Source organism: Nonomuraea sp. NPDC003201, from assembly GCF_053590415.1.
The window spans coordinates 52,784-74,984 of record NZ_JBSFTC010000016.1; the positions used below are offsets into that span (position 1 = coordinate 52,784).

General features: G+C 70.1%; 25 protein-coding genes. 17 read left to right on the forward strand and 8 right to left on the reverse strand.

Annotation, left to right across the window (positions count from 1 at the left end):
* Nucleotides 1–19: 19 nt before the first annotated feature.
* The gene (locus tag ACWDX9_RS09620; RefSeq protein WP_364259775.1) at nt 20–1,378 is read right to left on the reverse strand and encodes a hypothetical protein; all 1,359 of its coding nucleotides are present in this window, start codon (nt 1,376–1,378) and stop codon (nt 20–22) included.
* A 157-nt stretch (nt 1,379–1,535) separates the two neighbouring features.
* A complete protein-coding gene (locus tag ACWDX9_RS09625; protein ID WP_449951134.1) occupies nt 1,536–2,750 on the reverse strand; it encodes an NAD(P)-dependent malic enzyme in 1,215 nt (404 codons plus the stop codon).
* A gap of 260 nt (nt 2,751–3,010) precedes the next feature.
* Here ACWDX9_RS09625 and ACWDX9_RS09630 point away from each other — a divergent pair, with 260 nt between their 5' ends.
* From ACWDX9_RS09630 to ACWDX9_RS09645, 4 genes are all read left to right on the forward strand, one after another.
* Nucleotides 3,011–3,868 carry an ABC transporter substrate-binding protein gene (locus tag ACWDX9_RS09630; protein ID WP_449951137.1) on the forward strand — a complete coding sequence of 286 codons (858 nt, stop codon included), beginning with the start codon at nt 3,011–3,013 and terminating at the stop codon, nt 3,866–3,868.
* Nucleotides 3,869–3,871: 3 nt separating this feature from the next.
* The gene (locus ACWDX9_RS09635) at nt 3,872–4,699 is read left to right on the forward strand and encodes an amino acid ABC transporter permease (RefSeq protein ID WP_350729305.1); all 828 of its coding nucleotides are present in this window, start codon (nt 3,872–3,874) and stop codon (nt 4,697–4,699) included.
* Complete coding sequence (locus ACWDX9_RS09640; RefSeq protein ID WP_449951139.1) at nt 4,696–5,439, forward strand: amino acid ABC transporter ATP-binding protein; 744 nt, start codon at nt 4,696–4,698, stop codon at nt 5,437–5,439. Before ACWDX9_RS09635 ends, ACWDX9_RS09640 begins: the two co-directional genes overlap by 4 nt.
* A gap of 219 nt (nt 5,440–5,658) precedes the next feature.
* Nucleotides 5,659–6,084: a CGNR zinc finger domain-containing protein gene (locus ACWDX9_RS09645; RefSeq protein WP_449951142.1), complete on the forward strand. Its 426-nt coding sequence runs from the start codon at nt 5,659–5,661 to the stop codon at nt 6,082–6,084.
* Here the strand turns inward: ACWDX9_RS09645 and ACWDX9_RS09650 are convergent.
* Complete coding sequence (locus ACWDX9_RS09650; protein ID WP_449951145.1) at nt 6,081–6,377, reverse strand: S24 family peptidase; 297 nt, start codon at nt 6,375–6,377, stop codon at nt 6,081–6,083. The genes ACWDX9_RS09645 and ACWDX9_RS09650 overlap by 4 nt on opposite strands.
* An 89-nt stretch (nt 6,378–6,466) precedes the next feature.
* Between ACWDX9_RS09650 and sodN the strand changes: the two genes are divergently transcribed.
* The 3 genes from sodN to ACWDX9_RS09665 all read left to right on the forward strand — a co-directional run bounded on the left by sodN (nt 6,467) and on the right by ACWDX9_RS09665 (nt 8,218).
* Nucleotides 6,467–6,868: a superoxide dismutase, Ni gene (gene sodN, locus ACWDX9_RS09655; protein WP_355205121.1), complete on the forward strand. Its 402-nt coding sequence runs from the start codon at nt 6,467–6,469 to the stop codon at nt 6,866–6,868.
* A 127-nt stretch (nt 6,869–6,995) separates the two neighbouring features.
* Complete coding sequence (locus ACWDX9_RS09660; RefSeq protein ID WP_127936220.1) at nt 6,996–7,421, forward strand: ATP-binding protein; 426 nt, start codon at nt 6,996–6,998, stop codon at nt 7,419–7,421.
* A gap of 17 nt (nt 7,422–7,438) precedes the next feature.
* On the forward strand, nt 7,439–8,218 hold the full coding sequence (locus ACWDX9_RS09665; protein WP_176573444.1) for an RNA polymerase sigma factor SigF: 780 nt from the start codon (nt 7,439–7,441) through the stop codon (nt 8,216–8,218).
* On the opposite strand, the gene ACWDX9_RS09670 is transcribed toward ACWDX9_RS09665, so the two are convergent.
* A complete protein-coding gene (locus tag ACWDX9_RS09670) occupies nt 8,215–8,598 on the reverse strand; it encodes a hypothetical protein (protein ID WP_449951148.1) in 384 nt (127 codons plus the stop codon). The genes ACWDX9_RS09665 and ACWDX9_RS09670 overlap by 4 nt on opposite strands.
* Before the next feature lie 88 nt (nt 8,599–8,686).
* Between ACWDX9_RS09670 and ACWDX9_RS09675 the strand changes: the two genes are divergently transcribed.
* Together ACWDX9_RS09675 and ACWDX9_RS09680 are read left to right on the forward strand one after the other, a co-directional pair.
* The gene (locus ACWDX9_RS09675; protein WP_350729293.1) at nt 8,687–9,643 is read left to right on the forward strand and encodes a diacylglycerol/lipid kinase family protein; all 957 of its coding nucleotides are present in this window, start codon (nt 8,687–8,689) and stop codon (nt 9,641–9,643) included.
* Nucleotides 9,644–9,914: 271 nt separating this feature from the next.
* The gene (locus ACWDX9_RS09680) at nt 9,915–10,169 is read left to right on the forward strand and encodes a WhiB family transcriptional regulator (RefSeq protein WP_185068358.1); all 255 of its coding nucleotides are present in this window, start codon (nt 9,915–9,917) and stop codon (nt 10,167–10,169) included.
* Nucleotides 10,170–10,411: 242 nt separating this feature from the next.
* Here ACWDX9_RS09680 and ACWDX9_RS09685 read toward each other — a convergent pair whose 3' ends face one another.
* Entirely contained in the window at nt 10,412–11,881 is a 1,470-nt protein-coding gene (locus ACWDX9_RS09685; RefSeq protein ID WP_350729291.1) for a histidine kinase N-terminal domain-containing protein, read from the reverse strand.
* A 227-nt stretch (nt 11,882–12,108) separates the two neighbouring features.
* Here ACWDX9_RS09685 and ACWDX9_RS09690 point away from each other — a divergent pair, with 227 nt between their 5' ends.
* The 7 genes from ACWDX9_RS09690 to ACWDX9_RS09720 all read left to right on the forward strand — a co-directional run bounded on the left by ACWDX9_RS09690 (nt 12,109) and on the right by ACWDX9_RS09720 (nt 18,208).
* Nucleotides 12,109–12,366, forward strand: coding sequence for a hypothetical protein (locus tag ACWDX9_RS09690; protein ID WP_449951150.1), 258 nt, complete (start codon nt 12,109–12,111; stop codon nt 12,364–12,366).
* A complete protein-coding gene (locus tag ACWDX9_RS09695) occupies nt 12,363–13,082 on the forward strand; it encodes a GntR family transcriptional regulator (protein ID WP_449951153.1) in 720 nt (239 codons plus the stop codon). Before ACWDX9_RS09690 ends, ACWDX9_RS09695 begins: the two co-directional genes overlap by 4 nt.
* 61 nt (nt 13,083–13,143) lie before the next feature.
* Nucleotides 13,144–13,854: a dethiobiotin synthase gene (bioD, locus tag ACWDX9_RS09700; RefSeq protein WP_449951156.1), complete on the forward strand. Its 711-nt coding sequence runs from the start codon at nt 13,144–13,146 to the stop codon at nt 13,852–13,854.
* A 77-nt stretch (nt 13,855–13,931) separates the two neighbouring features.
* Nucleotides 13,932–15,095, forward strand: a complete 1,164-nt coding sequence (locus ACWDX9_RS09705) for a histidine kinase (RefSeq protein WP_449951158.1) — start codon at nt 13,932–13,934, stop codon at nt 15,093–15,095.
* Nucleotides 15,086–15,742, forward strand: coding sequence for a response regulator (locus ACWDX9_RS09710; RefSeq protein WP_449951162.1), 657 nt, complete (start codon nt 15,086–15,088; stop codon nt 15,740–15,742). Before ACWDX9_RS09705 ends, ACWDX9_RS09710 begins: the two co-directional genes overlap by 10 nt.
* Nucleotides 15,739–16,518 (forward strand): DUF4097 family beta strand repeat-containing protein, encoded by a 780-nt coding sequence (locus ACWDX9_RS09715; RefSeq protein WP_449951164.1) that lies wholly within the window; start codon nt 15,739–15,741, stop codon nt 16,516–16,518. Before ACWDX9_RS09710 ends, ACWDX9_RS09715 begins: the two co-directional genes overlap by 4 nt.
* 49 nt (nt 16,519–16,567) lie before the next feature.
* Entirely contained in the window at nt 16,568–18,208 is a 1,641-nt protein-coding gene (locus ACWDX9_RS09720; protein WP_449951167.1) for an acetolactate synthase, read from the forward strand.
* A gap of 3 nt (nt 18,209–18,211) precedes the next feature.
* Here ACWDX9_RS09720 and ACWDX9_RS09725 read toward each other — a convergent pair whose 3' ends face one another.
* On the reverse strand, nt 18,212–19,798 hold the full coding sequence (locus tag ACWDX9_RS09725) for a serine/threonine protein kinase (RefSeq protein WP_449951170.1): 1,587 nt from the start codon (nt 19,796–19,798) through the stop codon (nt 18,212–18,214).
* 252 nt (nt 19,799–20,050) lie between these two features.
* On the opposite strand from ACWDX9_RS09725, the gene ACWDX9_RS09730 reads away from it, so the two are divergent.
* Nucleotides 20,051–20,440, forward strand: coding sequence for a thioesterase family protein (locus ACWDX9_RS09730; protein WP_364259742.1), 390 nt, complete (start codon nt 20,051–20,053; stop codon nt 20,438–20,440).
* A gap of 96 nt (nt 20,441–20,536) precedes the next feature.
* On the opposite strand, the gene ACWDX9_RS09735 is transcribed toward ACWDX9_RS09730, so the two are convergent.
* The gene (locus ACWDX9_RS09735; protein ID WP_449951174.1) at nt 20,537–20,749 is read right to left on the reverse strand and encodes a biotin/lipoyl-binding carrier protein; all 213 of its coding nucleotides are present in this window, start codon (nt 20,747–20,749) and stop codon (nt 20,537–20,539) included.
* 32 nt (nt 20,750–20,781) lie between these two features.
* The gene (locus ACWDX9_RS09740) at nt 20,782–22,137 is read right to left on the reverse strand and encodes an acetyl-CoA carboxylase biotin carboxylase subunit (protein WP_449951176.1); all 1,356 of its coding nucleotides are present in this window, start codon (nt 22,135–22,137) and stop codon (nt 20,782–20,784) included.
* Nucleotides 22,138–22,201 lie beyond the last annotated feature (64 nt).

Sequence of the window (22,201 nt, forward strand, 5' to 3'; positions counted from 1 at the left end):
CACCCGGGCCGTTCTCGCGTCATACCGGCGTGAGCTCCCGCGTCCGTGCGCGCAGCGCCAGCACGGCCCGCTCGTTCTTGTACGGCTCCAAGCGCCGCCGCAGGTCGGCCGCGTACGACCGCGACCGGGTCGACTGCAGCTCCCCCGCCAGCGCGAAAGCGGTGCCCGCGACCGAGCACGCCTCCTCCAGCTCCCCGCACTGCAGCAGCCCGGCGGCCAGCAGCGACAGGTTGAACATCCGCCCGCGGACGTAGCGGGAGTCCATGTCGAGCGAGCGCCGGGCCTGTCGCACGGCCCGCTCCCCCTCCCCCAGGTCACGGAAGCAGTGGGCGAACTTCGCCGACAGGTAGGCCTCGTCGAAGTAGCTGAGCCAGACGGGCTCGTCGTCGGGCTTACGGGCGTCGAAGGCGGACTCCGCCTCATGCAGGGAGACCCCGCAGGAGCGGGCGTCGCCCAGGCCGGCGTGGGCGTGGGCCTCCAGAACGTGCGCGGAGGCCAGGAGCGTGTGGACGCCGGCGCGGCGGGCCGCCATCTGGGCGGAGCGGGCCAGGTCGAGAGCATGGGAGGGCTGGCCCATGTAGATGGCCTGGTGGGCCATGCCGGCCAGGATCTCGCCGCCCAGGGTGTGGTCGTCGGCGCTCCTGGCCAGGCGGAGCGCCTGGATGAGGTAGCGCTGGGCGAGACCGTGCTGCTCCATGTCGTACGCCATCCAGCCGGCCAGGCGGGTCAGCTCGGCGGCCGCGGCGGCCAGGCGGCGGCCGGTGGACTCGCCGTACAGGCCGTCCTTGAGCAGTGGCGAGACGGCGGTGTCCAGATATTTGACCACGGACGAGCGGACCCGGCCGCTGCCGAAACGGTTGTCGAGCTCACCGAACGATCGGGTGACCTCATGGATGGCGGCGATGTCGGCGCGGCCCACCCGCCGCCCGCCCGTGCCGCTCAGCTGTCCCCCGGGTGGGGACGTCAGCCAGCGGATGGCTCCCACGGAGCCCGCTCCTATCGCGAAGGTCGAGTCGATCAGGAACCTCCGCCTCTCCACGTCGGCCCGCCATAGCGCAGTCACGGTCGCGACCCCCTCCTGCCACGTGTGCGTGAACTCCTGCCCGAGATCGAGGGGTGTGAGGATCGCCGGCATGCCCAGGTCCTCCGAGGTAACCGGTCGGCCCAGCCGCATCGCGAAGATCTCCGCGAGCAGGTAGGGCACCGGGTCACGTGGCCTCTGACCGCCGATCCAGCGCAACACGGAGCTGTGGTCGTATTTGAGGCCCGGAGTGCCACGGGCGGCTCCCCAATCGTTCAGGCACCTGGCCAGTCCTTTGTGGGAGAAGCCCGCTTCCGCGATGAGCTGCTGAAGCAGTCGGTTCGGCTCGCGTTCCATCGCTCTCCTCGTCACAGGAGTTGGGCGCCCACACCTTACAGAGAGCTACTGTTATAGCACCTTGAGTAAAGGTTTCAGGGCGGTTCTCAAAGAGACCACCAACTCCACGACGAAAACGGGGGCCTCCCTGATCCAAGGAGGCCCCCGTACGAAGAGGTCAGACGCGGGCGACGCCGTCCGCGCGGGCCTGGGCCGCGACCGCGGCGGTCACGGCGGGCGCGACGCGCTCGTCGAACGGGCTCGGGATGACGTACGTCGGCGAGAGGTCGTCTCCGACGACACCGGCCAGCGCGTTGGCGGCGGCCACCTTCATGTTCTCGGTGATGGCGGACGCGCGCACGTCGAGGGCGCCCCTGAAGACGCCGGGGAAGGCCAGCACGTTGTTGATCTGGTTGGGGAAGTCGGAGCGGCCGGTGGCCACGACCTTGGCGTGCCGGGCGGCCACCTCGGGGTGGACCTCGGGGGTGGGGTTGGACAGGGCGAAGACGATGGCGTCGGGCGCCATGGAGGCGATGGCCGCCTCGGACACGGTGGACCCGGACAGCCCGACGAACACGTCGGCGCCCGCCAGCGCGTCCTCCGTCGAGCCGGTGTGGCCGGCGCGGTTGGTGTCGCGCGCGAGGGCCTCCTTGACGGGGTTGAGCCCCTCACGGCCCGCGTAGATCATGCCCTTGGAGTCGGCGACCGCGATGTCGCCGATGCCCGCCTCCAGGAGGATGCGGGAGACCGCGACGCCGGACGCGCCCGCGCCGGCCACGACGGCGCGCAGGTCGCCGAGCGAGCGCCCGGTCAGGCGGGCGGCGTTCTGGAGCGCGGCGAGCACCACGATGGCGGTGCCGTGCTGGTCGTCGTGGAAGACGGGGATGTCGAGCAGCCCCCGGAGCCGGTCCTCGACCTCGAAGCAGCGCGGGGCGCTGATGTCCTCGAGGTTGATGCCGCCGAACGACGGCGCGAGGCGCACGACGGTCTCGACGAGCGCGTCGACGTCGGTGCAGTCGAGGCAGATGGGGACGGCGTCGACGTTCGCGAACTGCTTGAACAGCAGCGCCTTGCCCTCCATGACCGGCATGGCGGCCGAGGGGCCGATGTCACCCAGGCCGAGCACGGCGGTGCCGTCGGAGACGACGGCGACCACGTTGGAGACCCAGGTGTAGTCGTTGACCAGCGCGGGTGTCTCGGCGATGGCGGTGCAGACCCGGGCGACGCCGGGCGTGTAGGCGAGAGAGAGATCGTCCGCGTCGCGGACGGGAACGGTGGAGCGGACCTCGAGCTTGCCTCCGCGGTGCAGCGCGAAGGCCGGGTCGAGATCGAGTTGCTCGACGGGAACGGAAGCAGAAGCGGGCGTGACAGCCACAGCGACCCCTGTAGTCATCGGGAGCGGAAGAAACCTTCGGCGGGCGAGCGCGAGCGGGCTGGCCTCGGTAGCTGCCAGGATCCCCTCGTCGGTCGTCTCAGAGGGGTACGGGGGTCACCCGTCTCCCTATCGTGCCACATGGTGAGATGGAGTCGGTCTCAGGTCCGACGCCGTTCCGTTGACGCATCGTTAAATGTCTGATGACGGAGCGGTGCGAAACCCCATTTAAACTGCACAAAACGCAAGTTTCCTGGCTTTCACTTTCGAGGAGGCCGTACATGGCCCTCAGCCCCAAGGGCCGCCGTGGCTATGCCGCCGGCGCGCTCGCGTTGACCGCCGCACTGGCGCTGACCGCGTGCGGGAGCGGCGGCAACAGCTCGAGCTCCGCCACCACCAGCGCGAGCACCTCCGCCGCCGGCGGTGTCCAGCTGGTGACACCTGGCAAGCTCACGGTCTGCACGAACATCCCGTACGAGCCGTTCCAGTTCAAGGACGCGAGCGGCAAGATCGTCGGGTTCGACGTGGACATCGTCGACCTGGTCGCGAAGAAGCTGGGCGTGACCCAGGAGATCGTGGACATCGACTTCGCCGTGATCAAGAGCGGCGCCGCCATGGCGGCCAAGAAGTGCGACCTGGCCGCCGCCGGCATGACGATCACGCCGGAGCGCAAGGCGAACATCGACTTCTCCGACCCGTACTTCGACGCCACCCAGGCGCTGCTCGCCAAGAAGGGCACCGGGGCGACGTCGCTGGCCGACGTCAAGGCCAAGAACCTCAAGCTGGGCGCCCAGGCCAGCACCACGGGCCTCGACTACGTCAAGAAGCAGGGCTTCGACCCGACCGAGTACGCCGACTCCGCCAAGGAGCTGCTGGCCCTGCAGGCCGGCCAGGCCGACGTGATCGTCCAGGACCTCCCCGTGGTCCTCACCTGGCTGAAGAAGCCGGAGGTCGCCGCGAAGTTCGAGCTGATCGGCAGCCTGGACACCGGCGAGCAGTACGGCCTCGGCCTGAAGAAGAACGCCGACCCGGTGCTGCTCAAGACGATCAATGAAGAGATCGCCAAGGCCAAGCAAGACGGCACCTACGAGAAGATCTACGTGAAGTGGTTCGGCAAGAAGCCCGGCGAGCTGGGCTGATCCATGGCCGACCAGCCGAAGACGGCTGAGCCCGCGCGCGCCGGGCTCAGCCCTCGGAAGAAGCAGCAGATCAGCCGCGGCATCCAGTACGCCGTCCTGGTCGTCGTGCTCCTCCTCCTCGTCCTGTACGCGGACTGGGGCAGCCTCGCCCAGAACTTCGCCAAGCCCGACGTGGCGAAGGAGACGCTGCCGGAACTGTTCACCATCGCGCTGCGGAACACGGTCATCTACACGGTCACCGGATTCGTCCTCGCCTTCCTTGTGGGACTGCTGCTCGCGCTCATGCGGCTGTCACCGGTCCGGCCCTACCGGTGGATCGCGATCGTCTACATCGAGATCTTCCGTGGCCTGCCCGCGCTGCTGATCTTCATCATGATCACCTTCTTGCCACTGGCGCTGCCAGGCTTCCAGGTGCCTTTCGGCACATACGGCCAGGTCGCCCTCGGGCTCGGTGCGATCGGCGCGGCCTACCAGGCGGAGGTGTTCCGCGCAGGGCTGCAGGCCGTGCCCAAGGGGCAGGTCGAGGCCGCCAGATCGCTGGGCATGTCCGCCACCCGCGCCCAGTTCACCGTGGTGATCCCGCAGGCCCTCCGCATGGTCATCCCGCCGACCACCAACCAGTTCGTGGCTCTGCTCAAGGACTCCTCGCTGGTGCTGTTCCTCGGCGTGTCCAGCGAGTATGTCGAGCTCGCCAAGTTCGGCAACGACCTGGCCTCCCAGCACTCCAACGCCACGCCCATCATGGTCTCCGGTCTGACGTACCTGATCGTCACGATCCCGCTGGGATATCTGGCGACCCGGCTGGAGGGACGTAAGGGGAGGAACCGATGACGCACGCGATCGAGATCGCGGACCTGCACAAGCACTTCGGCAAGAACGAGGTGCTCAAGGGCATCCACATGACCGTCGACCCCGGCCAGGTCGTCTGCGTCATCGGGCCGTCGGGCTCCGGCAAGTCCACCCTGCTGCGCTGCGTGAACCTGCTGGAGGCGCCCACCAAGGGCAAGGTGTTCGTGGAGGGCGTCGAGCTCACCGACCCCGACGTGGACATCGACGCCGTACGCCGCCGCATCGGCATGGTCTTCCAGCAGTTCAACCTGTTCCCGCACATGACCGCGCTGCAGAACGTGATGATCGCCCAGCAGCGGGTGCTCAAGCGGGGCAAGAAGGAAGCCGAGGTCGTCGCCAGGGAGAACCTGGACAAGGTCGGCGTCGGCGCCAAGTGCGACGCCTATCCGGCGCAGCTGTCGGGCGGCCAGCAGCAGCGGGTGGCGATCGCCCGGGCGCTGGCCATGAACCCGAACCTGATGCTGTTCGACGAGCCCACCTCGGCGCTCGACCCCGAGCTGGTGGGAGACGTGCTCACCGTCATGCGGAAGCTGGCGGAGGAGGGCATGACCATGCTCGTGGTCACCCATGAGATGGGGTTCGCGCGGCAGGTGGCCGACCGGGTGGTGTTCATGGACGGCGGCGTGATCGTCGAGGACGGCGAGCCGGCGCAGGTGATCGGCGACCCGCAGCAGGAACGCACGCGCGCCTTCCTCCACCGGGTCCTGCACCCCGAGGAGTAGGCCCGGCAGGCACGGCGGGGCGCATCCGCCCGTACCACGGTACGGAGCGCCCCGCCCACCGGGACTCAACGCGCCATATACGCCTCGAAGCGCCGCCCAGGGCCCTCTTTACCCGGCGGCGCGCACGGCCCCTGAAACGCCTTCTCAGCCGCGCCTGAGCGCACTCCCCGCCGGAAGACCCGGCCCCGATCGGCGGGGTCCGTGATGTAATACACCCGCATGGACCTCACCTCTTACGCCGAGTGGGCCGTCCGGCTGGTCAACGATCCCGACCCGCCGCCGGAGCTGAGGCCGCTGCGCGACGAGCTGGCCGCCGCCTTCGACGAGGCCGACGACGAACGGGCCGTGGCCGCGCGGCTCAACGCCCTGCTCGTGCGCTATCCCGTACGCCCCCAGCTCACCGACCACGACGGCGGGGGCTGGCACCTCCACCTGGCCGAGGACTCCGCCGCCAGCGCCGTGATGGGCCTGGCCGCGGCCGTGGCGGAGCTGGGCGCGGACCGGCTCGGCCGGTGCCAGGAGCCGCGCTGCGGCAAGGCGTTCCTGGACACCTCGTCCAACCGTTCGCGCCGCTACTGCTCCTCCCGCTGCGCCAGCCGCGCGAACGTCGCCGCCTTCCGCGCCCGCCGGCGCAACGGCTCCTAACGCCGCCGCCGCAGGAGGGGCCAGTAACGCAGCACGACCCGTCCGACGATGTCGTGGACCGGCCCGAAGTCCCAGCTGTCACGCCGCCCGCTGGCCCGCTGGTTGTCGCTCTCCAGCCACCATCCGTCCTGTCCATGCCACTGCGCCCGTTTCACGATGAGCTGCTCGGGATCACCGGGAAGTCTCGCCACCACGAGATCTCCCGGGTGGACGGTGGCGCCCCGGCGTACGAGGAGCCAGTCGCCGGGAACCAGCGCGGGGCGCATCGAATCGCCCTCGACACGCACTCTCATGGGCAATGACCCCCTACTCCGCAGGCGTTGGGACCCGAGTAAGGTCGGTTGTGGACCAAGCTGATTCAGCATCAAGGAAGGACTTTCTGATGCTCGCACGACTGCTACGACCCAAGCACGTCGCTTCCGCACACTGCGACCTGCCCTGCGGGGTCTACGACCCCGCTCAGGCCCGCATCGAGGCCGAGTCGGTCAAGGCGATCATGGAAAAGTACGCGGCCAACGAGGACGCGGTCTTCCGCGCCCGCGCGCTGTCCATCAAGGAGGACCGGGCCGAGCTGGTCAAGCACCACCTGTGGGTGCTCTGGACCGACTACTTCAAGCCGCCGCACCTGGAGCAGTACCCTCAGCTTCACCAGCTCTTCTGGGACGCCACCAAGCTCGCGGGCGCCGCCGGCGCCAAGGGCACGGTCGACGTCGCCAAGGCCGAGGACCTGCTGGGCAAGATCGACGAGATCTCCAAGATCTTCTGGGAGACCAAGGCCGCCTAAAACGGCACATAAGGCTCTGTACGGCAGCAGCCGTACAGAGCCTTTTCCGTTGATGGCGAGTCTGAATCGTCCAAGCACCTCCCAGGGGCGGTAAGTTGCAGTTGGCGTCGGAAACGCGAGGAGGAACGTGACCGAGGAAACCGAGACGCGCGCGGAGGGCGTGGCCGGCATCCGCGACGTGGTGAGCATCAGGCTCCCCGCCGCCAGTGCCTACCTGTCTGTGCTGCGTACGGCTACCGCCGGGCTGGCGGCGCGGCTGGACTTCACGCTCGACGAGATCGAGGATCTACGGATCGCGGTCGACGAGGCGTGCGCCATGCTGCTGAGCGAGGCGGTGCCCGGCACCGACCTCACCGCCGAGTTCGAGCTGACCGGGCATGAGATGCAGGTCAGGGTCGAAGTGGCCACGGTCGGAAGCTCCGCGCCCAAACGCGATGACTTCGCCTGGATGGTGCTGACCGCCTTGGCCGACGACGTCGACGCGGTGACCGACTCCCCAGATCGCATGGCTATCGTCCTGCGTAAGCGCCGAGGCGCAGCGAGGCCGGCGTGACGGAAAGGACTGGAGCCATGGCCACCAGCGAACACGCCGTGCCCGACCGGGTGCGTGCCCGCATGCTCTTCGCCGAGCTGGCCGAGCTGGGCCCCGAGGAGCCGCGCCGCCAGCGCATCAGAGACGAGCTGGTCGAGCTTCACCTTCCCCTGGTCGAATACCTGGCCCGCCGCTTTCGGAACAGGGGCGAGTGGCTCGACGACCTGACCCAGGTCGCCACCATCGGCCTGATCAAGTCCATCGACCGGTTCGACCTCAACCGCGGCGTGGAGTTCTCCACGTACGCCACGCCCACGATCGTCGGCGAGATCAAGCGCCATTTCCGCGACAAGGGCTGGGCGGTCCGCGTCCCGCGCCGGCTGCAGGAGCTGAAGCTCTCGCTGACCAAGGCGATAAGCGATCTCTCGCAGCGCGAGGGCCGCGCGCCGACGGTCGCCGAGCTGGCCTCCTACCTCAAGATGACCGAGGAGGAGGTGCTCGAGGGCCTCGAGTCGGCCAACGCCTACTCGACCGTGTCGCTCGACGCGCCCGACTCCGGCGACGACGACGCCCCCGCGGTGTCCGACTCGCTCGGCATCGTGGACGAGTCGCTCGAGGGCGTCGAATACCGCGAGTCGCTGAAACCGCTGCTCGAACGGCTGCCGCCGCGGGAGAAGCGCATCCTGTTGTTGCGCTTCTTCGGCAACATGACGCAGTCGCAGATCGCCACCGAGCTGGGCATCTCGCAGATGCACGTCTCGCGCCTGCTGGCCCGCACCCTCGCGCAGCTGCGCGAGGGTCTGACCGCCGAAGACTAGCCGTCTCCGTAGAGGGCGTGCGTGGTGGGCGGCGCCAGCAGCGTCGCCAACCCCGCCACCGCGATCACGATCAGCGGGATCCCGAGCTGGGGCTGGCCTGACTGGATGAGCGTGACGGAGATCGGCACCATGAAGATCTGCGTCAGGACGCCGGGCGACCGCCCCCACCGCTCCATCCTGAACAGCCCGCCCCACGCCACCCAGAGCAGCCCCGCTCCGACCAGCACGCCGAACGCCGACTCGGCGATGGCGGTGGTCAGGTTGTCCGGGGTGCTGACCAGGCTCTCCACGGCCACGTAGATGCCGAGGCCGAGCGCCACCAGGCCTTCCAGGGCGACGATGGCGGCGGCGATGACGAGGGTGACCGGACGACGATTCACGCCCGTACCCTACCCCTCGGGTCACCCGGTCCGAGAAATAGGACGTTCGGCCGATAACGCCCACAAGTCCAGCGGATACGCTGGCGATATGCGCGCCATGCTCTTGGTGAATCCCAAGGCCACCACCACGAACGCCCGTACGCGTGACGTGCTGATCCGCGCGCTCGGCGCGGCCGTGGAGCTTGCGGTGGAGGAGACCCGCTACCGCGGGCACGCCGCGGCGCTGGCCGCCACCGCGCGGGCCAAGGGATACGACGTCGTGGCGGTGCTCGGCGGCGACGGGACGATCAACGAGACCGTGAACGGCCTGCTCAACCCGGTGAACGGCGGCGACGTCCCGCCCGGGAGCGAGGGCCGGCCCGCGCTCGTCGTCATCCCCGGCGGCAGCGCGAACGTGTTCGCCCGCGCGCTGGGGCTGCCGAACGACCCGGTGGAGTCCACGGGGGCGGTGCTGGAGGCGCTCAGGGACGGCCGGCGCAGGACCGTGGGTTTGGGGCAGGCCCTATGGGAAGGCCAGAGCCGCTACTTCACCTTCTGCTCGGGCATGGGGTACGACGCGGAGGTTGTACGGGCCGTGGAAGGCCTCAGGGGAACGGGCCGCAAAGCCACGCCTACACGGTACGTGAACACCGCTCTACGGCACTATCTGGCCACGGACAAACGGCATCCGGCGATGACCCTGACCGGCCCGGGGATCCCGACGGCCCGCGGGCTGTTCATGGCGATCATCTCCAACACCTCTCCATGGACGTACGTCGGCACCAGGCCCGTGCACCCGACCCCGTGGGCGAGCTTCGAGACCGGGCTCGACCTTCTCGGGCTGCGCCGGATGGGACCGATGTCCATGGCCTCAGTGATCCGACAGATTCTCACGGAGAGTGACGCCCTTCCGGGCGGCCGGCACCTCGTACAGCTGCACGACGAGGCCGAGTTCACGCTCACCGCGGAACGCCCCGTGGCCTTCCAGCTGGACGGGGACTACCTGGGCGAATACGAAACCGTAACATTCCGGTCTACACCGAACGCGTTACAAGTTTTGGTCTAGGTGGTTACATTCGGTCATTGTGTGACGCATCCGACAGCCATAACACCCAAAACTTCCCGTCAACCCTCTTGCGTGCACTCAGCGTGGCTGACAGTCTCAAGACTGACGTCGGAACGTAGGACCTTTAACAACCCCAAGGTTCTCCGAGTGTCAGCGAGCGATCCCGGTCCTCACAGGTCCCGGGTTTTGTTCGCGCGAGTTAGTGAAACTCTTCACAAAGTAGTAGCCGCACGGAGCCGACCAGAGGCTCCATCTACTAAGGAGTGGACGCATGGACTGGCGCCACCGAGCTGCCTGCCGTGACGTGGACCCCGAGCTGTTCTTCCCGATCGGCAACACCGGCCCGGCACTCATGCAGATCGAAGAAGCCAAGCAGGTCTGCCGTTCCTGCTCGGCCGTCGAAGCCTGCCTGAAGTGGGCGCTGGAGTCCGGGCAGGACGCCGGCGTCTGGGGCGGCCTCAGCGAGGACGAGCGCCGCGCTCTCAAGCGCCGCACCGCTCGCCACCGGGCCCGCCTCACCGCCTGACCCGCCACCGTCATCTGATCTCCACCATCTGACCCCGCGTCGCCCGAGCCCCGATCGGCTCGCGCGCCGCCGCACCCTCCTCGCCCCGATGCGTCGCCGCCGGCCGCCGCGCCACCCGCCGGACGCGCCACCGCCCAAGCCGTCACCTCGGCCGACGCACCGCCGCCGTTCGACATGCCCGCACCCGACGCGCCGAGCCCTCGTACTCCCGTCGAACCCCGACGGACGCGTACGAACCGGGATCAGGCCGCCGGGAGCGGGATCGACAGCGTGACCTCCGTACCCCCTTCGAGCCGCGGCTCGATGGACAGCCGGCCGGAAAGCTCCCCTTCGACCAGCGTGCGGACGATCTGCAGCCCCAGGCTGGTGGAAGTGTCGAGGTCGAAGCCGGCCGGAAGCCCGCGGCCGTCGTCCCACACCGTGACGTTCAGCCGGTCGGGCTCGGGCTCGACCACCACTTCGAGCCGCTTGGGCCGCCCGTGCTGCATCGCGTTCTGCAACAGCTCGGTCAGCGCCATGGCCAGCGGCGTGGCGATGAGCGAAGGCAGCACGCCGAAGCCCCCGACGCGGCGCGGCGTGACGGCCACCTCCGCGGCCGAGACCTCCCCCGCCATCGCGAACACCCGGTCGGCGATCTCGTCGAAGTCCACGAACTCCTCGGGCGCGTGGGACAGCGTCTCGTGCACGATCGCGATCGACCCGACCCGGCGCACCGCCTCCTCCAGCGCCTCCCGGCCCTCCGGCACCTGCAGCCGCCTGGCCTGCAGGCGGAGCAGCGCGGCCACGGTCTGCAGGTTGTTCTTCACCCGGTGGTGGATCTCGCGGATCGTGGCGTCCTTGGTCATCAGCTCGCGCTCGCGGCGCCGCAGCTCGGTCACGTCCCTGATGAGCACGAGCGCGCCGATGCGGCCGCCGCCGACGATCAGCGGGATGGCCCTGAGCTGCACGATCGTGCCGCCCGACTCGACCTCGGTCTCCTTGGCCGCGCGCCCGCTGGCCACGATCATGAGATCTTCGTTGATCGGCTCGTCGGAGTAGCAGAGCGTCGCGGTGACCCGGCCCAGCTCGGCCCCGACCAGGTCGGCGTGCAGGCCGAGCCGCCGGTAGGCGGACAGGGCGTTCGGCGAGGCGTACGTGACGCGCCCGGCCCGGTCGAGCCGCAGCAGGCCGTCGCCGACGCGCGGCGAGCGCACCAGGATCGGCTCCTCGCCCGAGAACGGGAACCGGCCCTCGGCCACCATCTGCGCCAGGTCGGAGGCGCTCTGGAGGTAGGTCAGCTCCAGGCGCGACGGGGTGCGCGCGGAGGAGAGGTTCGTGGAGCGCTGGATCACCGCCAGGAACCGGCCCTCGCCGCCCTCGACGGTCCGCCGCACGGGGATGGTCTCCTCGCGCACCGGGACGCCCGTGGACCAGTCGGGGTCGCCCTCGCGGCAGATGCGCCGCTCGTTCCAGGCGGTGTCGATGAGGTGGCGCTCTCCCTTGGCGGCGACGCTGCCGACGATGTCGTCGTGGTAGACGGTGGGGCCGGTGGTCGGGCGCATCTGCGCGATCGCGATCCAGCCGCTCTCGCCCAGCAGCGGCGCCCACAGGATGAGATCGGCGAACGACAGGTCGGCCAGCAGCTGCCAGTCGGAGACCAGCGAGTGCAGCCAGTCGAGATCCGCCTCGTCGAGGGCGGTGTGGCGGGCTACGAGGTCGCTGAGAGTCGGCACAGGTGCATCATGCGTGCTTTTCCCCGCAACAACCAAACCGGCTCCCTGGCTGAATGCGCGCCCGGATACGCGGGCAGGACTCCGCATGGCACGGCCGCACACCCGCCCATTCGCACAGTGACGGCATATACGGCATCGTGCACCCAACTCGACATATCGGGAATCTCATATTGTGAGAACCGTCACACCATGAGAGCTGCTCGAACCGCAGACGGGACGAGTCGGAGGTGATCGGCACGGGCAGGTGGCTCGACCCCGACACGGATCACGGACCGACCTCGGTTGCGATCGCGCTCGCCGCTGTGGATATCCTTCACAATCAGCCTGAGCTGCCCGGATCCGTGCGCGCCGGCAACCGTGCCCGTCCGGTGCCGGTCGGCCGCCACAGCCCGCGGTTGACCGCTCGGGCTGATGTGAGTTCCGATGATCTCGCGGTGATCAGACACGCCTTCACCGCCGTGGCAGAAGTGAAGGTGAGAGCGTGACAGACGACAGCCCCCGCGTGCCCAAGTACTACGACGTCAAACGCAGCCTGCTCGAGCTCACGAAGACCCTGCCCGCCGGCGCGGCACTGCCGCCGGAGCGCACGCTCGCCGTACGGTTCGAGACCTCCCGCACCACGGTCAGGCAGGCGCTGACCGAGCTCGTGGTAGAAGGCCGGCTGCTGCGCATCCAGGGCAAGGGCACCTTCGTGGCCCAGCCGAAGGTGGCGCAGGTGCTGCAGCTCACCTCGTACATCGGCGACCTGCGCATGGCGGGCCTGGAGCCGGACACCAAAATACTCGAGATCGGCTACATCACCGCCGACGAGGCCCTGGCCAGGCGCCTGGCCATCAACCCGGGCGGCCGCGTGCTGCGCATCCACCGCCTCCGGCTGGCCAACGGCGAGCCGGTCTCCATCGACACCACCCACCTGTCCGCGCGCCGCTTCCCCCGGCTGCGGCGGGAGCTCGAGGTGCACGCGTCCCTGTACGAGACGCTGCACAACGCCTACAACGTCCGGCTCACGGACGCCGAGGAGATCATCGAGACCGTCCTGGCCACCCCGTACGACGCCAAGGCCCTCGGCGTCGACGTCGGACTCCCCATGCTCCTCCTCACCCGCCACGCCTTCGACGCCGACGGCAACCCCGTCGAGTGGGCCCAATCCCTCTACCGCGGCGACCGGTACAAGTTCGTCACCCGCCTGCGGCGCCCCTGACCACGCCGGTCCGGCCGTGATCAGCCGTGATCTCTTACGGTGATGCTCATAGGCTGGTGACATGAGCGTCATCGTCATCACCGGCACCGATACCGGCGTGGGCAAGACCGTCGTGACGGCGGCGCTGGCGGTGCTGGCCAGGCGGCGGGGAGCCTCCGTGGCCGTGGTGAAGGTCGCGCAGACCGGGGTCGCGCCCGAAGAGGCCGGGGACGTGGATCAGGTGATCCGGATGTCCGGGGTCGGCACGACCTTCGAGGTGCGGCGGTTCGCCGAGCCGCTGCCGCCCGCCGCCGCCGCCCGCGTCGCCGGGGTACCGCCCGTGTCGCTGGCCGAGGTGGGGCAGCTCGTACGGGAGCTCGCCGAGAGCAACCGGATGGTGGTCGTGGAGGGCACCGGAGGGTTGCTGGAGCGGTTCGACGAGGACGGCGGGACCATCGGGGACCTCGCCCGGGCCCTGAGCGCGCAGGTGCTCGTCGTGGTCCGGCCCGGCCGGGGGGCGGTGAACCACACCGCGCTCACCCTGGAGGCGATGGCGAACCGGGGGCTCGAGCCGACGGGGATCGTCATCGGGCGCTGGCCCGGTGAGCCCGGGATCGTCGAGCGGAGCTGCGTGTGCGACCTGGAGATGCTGGCCGCGCGGCCGCTGGCCGGGGTGCTGCCCGAAGGGGCCGGGGGGATGGGCGGGGAGGAGTTCGCCGAGGTGGCGCGGAGAGGGTTGGGTGTGATGTTGGGGGGCTCGTTCGATCCCGCCGGATTCAAGGCGACGCTTTGAGGGTGGGGAAAACCCCACCATTCATCAGCACACCAGGGCTATTTCGCGTCTCACCCGCCGCTCAATACCGTTGAGCCATGAAAGTCCCCCGTCCGTGGTCGGCGCGGGCGTGGCTCGACACGGCCCACGTGATGATCGGTCTCCCGGTCGCCGTGCTGCTCGGCGGGCTGACGCTCCTCCTCGCCGTGTGGCCGCCCCTGCTGATGCGGAGCGTGCCGCGGTTCACGAGGGTGCAGCGGTCCAGGTTCGAGGCGTTCCTGGGCGTGCGCATCCCGCCCGTACGCTCCCCGAGCAGCTGGCGCAGCCCGGCCACGTGGCGGCAGATCAGTTATCACCTGCTGTCGCCGTTCGTGGGGTTCGCGGCCGCGGTGCTGGTGGCGGTGGCGTGGGGAGGGGCTGTCGTGGGGTTGCTGTCGTTCCTGCCGCAGAGGTTGCAGCCGCCGCCGATGGAGTTCGAGGAGTTCGACCTCAGGGACGGCAGGGTCGTAGCGATCTACCTGGCGATCGGGCTCGTGCTCCTGCTGCTCGCGCCGGTGCTGGCGCGCGGCATGGCGGCGCTGGACCTGTCGGTGGCGCGTACGCTGCTCGGACCCAGCCGTTCGGAGCTCGGCCAGCGGATCGAGACGCTGACGGAGAGCCGGGCCGGGGTGATCGACGCGGCCGACGCCGAGCGCCGCCGGATCGAGCGCGACCTCCACGACGGCGCCCAGCAGCGGCTCGTCTCCCTCGCCATGAACCTCGGCCTGGCCAGGGCCACCCTGACCGACCTGCCCGAACCGGCCCGCGAGGCCATCGCGCAGGCGCATGAGGAGGCCAAGCAGGCGCTCAAGGAGCTGCGCGACTTCGTACGGGGCCTGCATCCGGCCGTCCTGAACGACCAGGGCCTGGACGCGGCGCTGTCCGGCGTGGCCGCCCGCGCGCCGTTCCCCGTGAAACTCCACGTCGACATCGAACGGCGTGCCACTCCGACCATCGAGGCGGTGGCGTTCTTCATCGTGTCCGAAGCACTGACCAACATCGCCAAGCACGCGGCGGCCACCAAGGCCGAGGTGCGCGTGCGGCGCGAGCGCGAGCGCCTGTACGTGCTCGTGTACGACGACGGCTGCGGCGGAGCCCGGCTGGACGGCGGCACGGGGCTGCGCGGCCTGGCCCAGCGGATCGACGCGGTGGACGGGTCGCTCCGGCTGTCCAGCCCGCTGGGCGGCCCTACGACGATCGAGGTGGACCTGCCGTGCGAGTAGTGCTCGCGGAGGATTCCGTACTGCTGCGCGAGGGGTTGATCAGGCTCCTGGACGCCTCCGGCATGGAGGTGGTGGCGGCCGTGGACGAGGCCGAAGGACTGCTGCGGGCCGCCGCGGAGCACAAGCCCGAGCTGGTCATCACGGACGTCAGGATGCCGCCCACGCACACCGACGAGGGCCTGCGGGCCGCGCTCGTGCTGCGCCGCCAGCAGCCGGGCCTGGCCGTCCTGGTGCTCTCGCAGTACGTCGAGGAGCGCTACGCCGCCCAGCTCCTCGCCTCGGCCGCGACGGGCGGGGTCGGCTACCTGCTGAAGGACCGGGTGGCGGACGTGGCGGAGTTCATCGACGCGCTGCGCAGGGTGGCCGCCGGCGGCACCGCGCTCGACCCCGAGGTGGTGGCCCAGCTCCTGCTGCGCGGCAACAGTGACCCGCTCGAACGGCTCACGCCCAGGGAGCACGAGGTGCTCAAGCTGATGGCCGAGGGCCGTTCCAACGCCGGCATCGGCCAGTCCCTGGTGCTCAGCGAGGGGGCGGTCGGCAAGCACATCGGCAACATCTTCAGCAAGCTCGACCTGTCGCCGGCCGAGGGCGACCACCGGCGCGTGCTGGCCGTCCTGCAGTTCCTCAAGATCAGGAGCCTGCCGTGAGAGCCGCCTGGCTGGCGGCGGGCGCGGTGGCGACCGCGATCGCCCTGCTGCTCTCCATCGGGGGGCTCTGGGGCGGGGTCGCGCGGGCCAGGATGCCGGAGGAGCACACGCAGAGGTCCATCGCCTTCGAGCACAAGAACGTACGCATCAAGGCGGGCAAGGGCACCCAGGTCGACCTGAGCATCCTGCCGGGCAGGGCGGGCGAGCTGCTCATCGCGAGGTCGCTGCGCTGGTCGAGGAGCCGGCCGACCATCAACGAGGACTGGGACGTCCGTTCCAGCACCCTGCGGCTCGACGCCGTCTGCCCCGGCGGGGAACAGCCGGACGGCCCCGTCTGCTGGACCGACTACGTGATCTACGTGCCGCCGGAGACCGACGTCGAGGCCGGCACGGGCAACGGCCAGCTCAGCGTCACCGATCTCTTCGGCAAGGTCCGCCTGTCCTCCGTCGCCGGCGACGTCCAGGTCGACAACCTCTCCGGCACCCTCTGGGCCAGGAGCGGCACGGGCAACGTCAATGCCACGGAGCTCGACGTCGAGGCGGCCGACGTGGAGATCGGCTCGGGGGACGTCAACCTGTCCTTCGTCAGCGCCCCCACGACCGTCAACGCGGTGGTGCGGACGGCGGGCGACGTCAGCCTGGACCTGCCGAAGACGGCCTACGACGTGACGGCGGAGGGGATCGACACCAATGTCGACGTCGATCGGAACCCCACCTCACCGCGGAAGATCGTCGTACGGGCGCCGAAGGGCAGGCTGTCCGTCTGCTGCGACTGAAGATCCTTAAGATCTGTTTACTCTGGTGACTGGTTGGTAAGTTCCCGGCATGGAGTCTGCGAAGCACGCCGGTGACGCCGCTGTCGCCGTTTCCAAGGCCTACGGTGTCGAGACCATGTTCACGCTGTCGGGAGGGCACGTCTTCCCCCTTTACGACGGCGCCGTACACGAGGACATGCGCATCCTCGACGTACGCCACGAGCAGAGCGCGGTCTTCGCCGCCGAGGCGACCGCCCGGCTGACCAGAAGACCGGGCCTGGCCGTGCTGACCGCGGGCCCCGGCATCACCAACGGCGTCAGCGGCGTCGCGACCGCCCACTTCAACGGCTCCCCCGTCGTCGTCATGGGCGGCCGGGCGCCCCAGTCGCGCTGGGGCAGCGGCGCCCTCCAGGAGCTGGACCACCCGCCGCTGCTCAAGCCGATCACCAAGCTGTCGTTCACCGCGACCGACGCCGAGTCCATCGGCCAGGACGTCGAGATGGCCTTCCGCACCGCGGTCGCACCCCACCGCGGCCCGGTCTTCCTCGACTTCTACATGGACCACCTGTTCTCCCCCTCGCCCGCGCACGAGGTGCGGACGCAGACGCCGTCGCCGCTCGAGCCCGACCCCGACGACCTGGCCGCCATCGCGCGGCTGCTGGCCGAGGCCGAGCGGCCCGTGCTGGTCTACGGGTCCGACGTGTGGATGGACCGGGCCGAGGAGGCCGCCCGCGACTTCGCCGAGACGTGGCGGCTGCCGGTCATCCCCAACGGCCAGGGCCGCGGCGTCCTGCCCTCGGGCCACGAGCTGCTGGTCACGCGGGCCCGCAGCCTGGCGTTCAAGCAGGCCGACCTGGTCATCGTGATCGGCACGCCGCTCGACTTCCGCCTGAACTTCGGCTGGTTCGGCAGCAAGGACGCGCTGGCCCGCGTCGTGCACATCGCCGACGCGCCGTCCCAGCTGGCCACCCACATGCAGCCGGTCGCGTCCGCCGCGGGCGACCTGTCCGTGGTCTTCTGGAGCCTCGGCACCGCCTGCGGCGACGCCGGCGTCAAACCCGACGCGTACGCCTCCTGGGTGTCGAAGCTGGCCGACACGGCCGCCGCGGCCATCGCGGGCGACGCCGAGTTGCTGGCCTCCGACTCCGACCCGATCCACCCCATGCGCGTGTACGGCGAGCTGGGCAAGGTCCTGGCCGACGACGCCGTGGTGATCGGCGACGGCGGCGACTTCGTCTCCTACGCGGGCAAGTACGTCGAGCCGAAGCAGCCGGGCAACTGGCTCGACCCCGGCCCGTACGGCTGCCTCGGCACCGGCCTGGGCTACTCCGTCGCCGCCCGCCTGGCCAGGCCGTCCTCGCAGGTGGTGCTGCTGCTGGGCGACGGCGCCGCCGGGTTCTCGCTCATGGACGTCGACACCCTCGTCCGCCACAGGCTGCCCGTCGTCATGATCTGCGGCAACAACGGCATCTGGGGCCTGGAGAAGCACCCCATGCAGCTCCTGTACGGCTACGACGTGGCCGCCGAGCTCCAGCCGCAGTGCCGCTACGACCAGGTCGTGACCGCGCTGGGCGGAGGCGGCGAGCTGGTCACCAAGCCGTCGGAGATCGGGCCGGCGCTGCGCAGGGCGTTCGACTCCGGCATCCCGTACATGGTGAACATCGCCACCGACCCGCAGATCGCCTACCCCCGCAGCACCACGGGGGTGTGAGACCTACGGCTTCGGCGTGGCGCTGGGCGAGGGGCTGCCGGTGCTGTCCTCCGGGCAGACGCCGTCGACGATGACCAGCGTGACCGGTTTGGTCACATCCTGCACCGTCCCGCCACCCGGCGCGGTCCGGAGGACCCTGCCACAGCGCATGCCGTTGGAGGTGGAGGTCCGGTCGTCGGGGATGATCTCCTCGAAGCCCGCCGCCTCGACCATCTCCTGTGCCTGCAGGAACGCCATCCCGACCACCTTGGGCACGCGTGCCCTCTTGACGTCCGACGTCGGGGTGCTCGTGGGCGTCTTGGTCGGCGTCTTGGTGACGCTCGGCGTGCTGGAGGGCGTCTTGGTCGGCGTCTTCGTCGGCGGCTTGGCGTCCTCGGTCTCCGCGGGCCTCGGCCTGTCGGTCGTCGGCTCGGGGTCCGGGGTCGGCTCCTCCGTGTGAGGCTTCGAGGTCTTGGGGGGCTTGGGGGGCTTGGGGCTGCTCAGGTTGGCCACCGACGAGGCGGTGCTCGTCGGGGCGGGCCCGCTGGGGGTCATGCCCGTCAGCGCGACCGCGGTGGCGCCCGCGCCGAGCACCGCCGCGACGGCGATGCCCGCGATGAGCCCGGTCCTGCGCGGCGCCTTGGCGGCGCGGCGGCCACCCGGGCGCCGGTCGGCCATGGTCGTCGTCTCTTCGGCGGGACGCGCCTGATGGGCACCCGTCTGGTACGCCTCCACCGGCGGCGCCATGGTGGCCCCGGTGGCCGGCGCCGGCTGTTCGGGGGCCGGGGCGGGAGTCTGCCCGCTCGCGATGGCCTTGGCCGCCTCGGCCATGGCCCTGGCGGTCGGGAAGCGCCTGGCCGGGTCCTTCGACAGCGCGACCTCGACCAGCGTGCGCACGGCCTGGGGGATGTCGGCGGGCAGCGGCGGCGGGGCCTCGCGGATGTGCTTGAGCGCGATCGTGACCGCGCTGTCGCCGTCGAACGGCCGCTGCCCCACCAGGCACTCGTACGCGACCACGCCGAGCGCGTAAATGTCGACCGCGGGCGTGACAGGGGCGCCCTCGGCCTGCTCGGGGGCGCAGTAGGCGGCCGTGCCGAGCACCATGCCGGCGTCGGTCAGCCGGTTGGCCAGGTCGGAGCGGGCGATGCCGAAGTCGGTCAGCACCAGCGTGCCGTCCCGCTGCACGAGCAGGTTGCCCGGCTTGACGTCGCGGTGCACGATCCCCTGATCATGCACGGCCTGCAGCGCCGACGCGGCCTGCGCGATCAGCTCCATGGCCGCCTGCGGCGGGATCCTGCCCAGCCTGGCCAGCAGCCGGTCGAGCGGCTCGCCGTCGACGAACTTCATCACCAGGTAGACGGTGTCGCCGCTGATGCCGTAGTCGTAGACGTCGACGACGCCGCCGTGGTTGATCGTGGCCATCGCCCGTGCTTCCCCCTGAAAGCGAGCGACGAACCCGGGGTCCTGCGTACGACCGGGAAGCAGCACCTTGACCGCGACGGTGCGGGCCAGGACGATGTCCTCTCCGCGCCACACCTCGCCCATGCCGCCGGCGCCGATGCGGGTGTCCAGCCGATACCGCCCCGCCAGCGTCGTTCCTTGGGCCACCATGACTCCCCCGTTACCCCCCTACACCAGTAACCTCTTGCACCCCGCGGCTCTCCAACAAAGCGAACTTTCGTCGCGGACAGGTCACACAGTGGTCACGGAACTCAGAGAGTGTACGACCCACCTGTTTCACATGCCACTCAAATGTCTTAAGCCGTACCACACCCTATCCTGGGGCCTTATGCCCGCACTTGTCCGCGTTTCCGGGAAGTCAGCTGACCCGTTGGACAGGTGCGACCGCCGTAGGCTGACCCCATGACGCTCGCTCCGGGTCTGCGCGCCCAGTTGCTCATCATGGTCGAGGTGGAGGACACCGCGAAGAAGGTCGGCAGCGGGGACGTGCCGGTGCTCGCCACGCCGCGGCTGCTCGCGCTGGCCGAAGCGGCGACCGTCCAGGCCCTGGACAAGCACCTCGCGCCGGGCGAGACATCGGTCGGCACCAGGGTCGAGCTCGAACACCTGGCCGCCAGCCCGCTGGGCACGCACGTGCAGATCGGCGTCGAGCTCACCGAGGTCGACGGGCGGCGGCTGGTCTTCGCCTTCGAGGCCCACGACAAACACGCCGTCGTGGGCCGCGGCACCATCGAACGCATCGTCGTCGACCGCGCCAAGTTCTTGGCTCGGTCGCGCCGCCGCCTGGACTGAGGAGCGGCGGGAGCGAAGCGACCAGAGCGACGAAGGAAGGCGGCGGCTCCCCAGCGACCGAGCCCGCCTCCACGGGGTGGAGGCCATGAACACGGCCTACTCGATGACGGCGATCAGGTCGCCTTCCTGGATCACGTCGCCCTCGGCCACCTTGAGCTGCGCCACGACGCCGGCTTCCTCGGCGAGCACCGGGATCTCCATCTTCATGGACTCGAGGATGACCAGCGTGTCGCCGTCGGAGACGGTGTCGCCCTCCTTGACGACGACCTTCCAGACGTTCGCGACCATCTCAGCGCGTACCTCAGCCACCGGAACTCCCCTCTGTCATCAATGTACTCACCTTAGGCCCGCATCCGCCCAACCAGACCAGTGTCGTAGACACCAGTGACAAACTCCGCGTTGTCCAGCAGCTCCGCGCAGAACGGCAGATTGTTCTTGGGCCCTTCGACGACGAACGCGTCCACCGCCTTGCGCCCCTTCTCCAGCGCGTCGGCGCGGGTCTCGCCGTGGACGCAGAGCTTGGCCAGCAGCGGGTCGTAGAACGGGGTGACCGTGTTGCCCGCCGCGTAACCGGAGTCGACGCGTACGCCCGCTCCGCCCGGCTCCACCCATGCGGTGATCGTGCCAGGTCCGGGGAAGAACCGCTGGGGGTCCTCCGCGTAGACCCTGAACTCGATCGCGTGCCCGGTGGTCGCGGGCCGCACCTCGGGGCTCTCGCCGGCCGCGACGCGCAACTGCAGCTCGACCAGGTCGAGCCCGGTGACCAGCTCCGTGACCGGGTGCTCCACCTGCAGCCGGGTGTTCATCTCCAGGAACACGAAGTCCTGCCTGTCGGCGTCGACCAGGCACTCGACGGTGCCCGCGCCGAGGTAGCCGACGGCCTCGCCGGCGCGCACGGCGGCGGCCAGCATGCGCTCGCGCAGCTCGGGGGTGATGCCCGGGGACGGCGACTCCTCGACGACCTTCTGGTGGCGGCGCTGCACCGAGCAGTCGCGCTCGCCCAGGGCCACGACCCGGCCGTCGGGCAGGCCGAGGATCTGCACCTCGACGTGGCGGGCCCGCTCGATGTAGCGCTCGAGCAGCACGGCCGGCCCGTCGAGCGCGTCGCCCGAGAACCTGGCGGCCGCCCTGGCCGCCTGCTCGAAGGCCTTCGCCAGGCCCTCGTCGTCGTGGGCCACGCTCATGCCGATGCCACCGCCGCCGCCCGCGGTCTTGACCATGACCGGGTAGCCGATGGCGTCGGCGGCCTTGAGCGCCAGCGACAGGTCGGTGACCGGCTCGCGGGTGCCCGCGGCGACCGGCACGCCGGCCTTCTCCATGAGGTTCCGGGCGTTGATCTTGTCGCCCATCTTGTCGATGGCCTCGGGCGCGGGACCGATCCACACCAGCCCGGCGTCGATCACGGCCCTGGCGAACGCGACGTTCTCCGCGAGGAACCCGTAACCCGGGTGAATCGCCTTGGCGCCGGTCGCGCGGGCCGCAGCCAGCACCCTGTCGGCGTCGAGGTAGCTCTGCGCGGGGTCGGCCGGACCGATCAGCACGGCCTCGTCGGCCTCCCGTACGAACGGCAGGTCGCCGTCGGCCTCCGAGTGGACGGCGATGGCACGCAGCCCCAGCCGCTGGACCGTGCGGATGACCCGCCGCGCGATCTCCCCTCGGTTGGCGACCAGAACGGGTCCGAGCGTCTCAATTAACACGCCGACCACACTAAAGCCGCGACCGCCGCGGCTCCTTCCCCCTAAACCACCGATCCGGCGATCA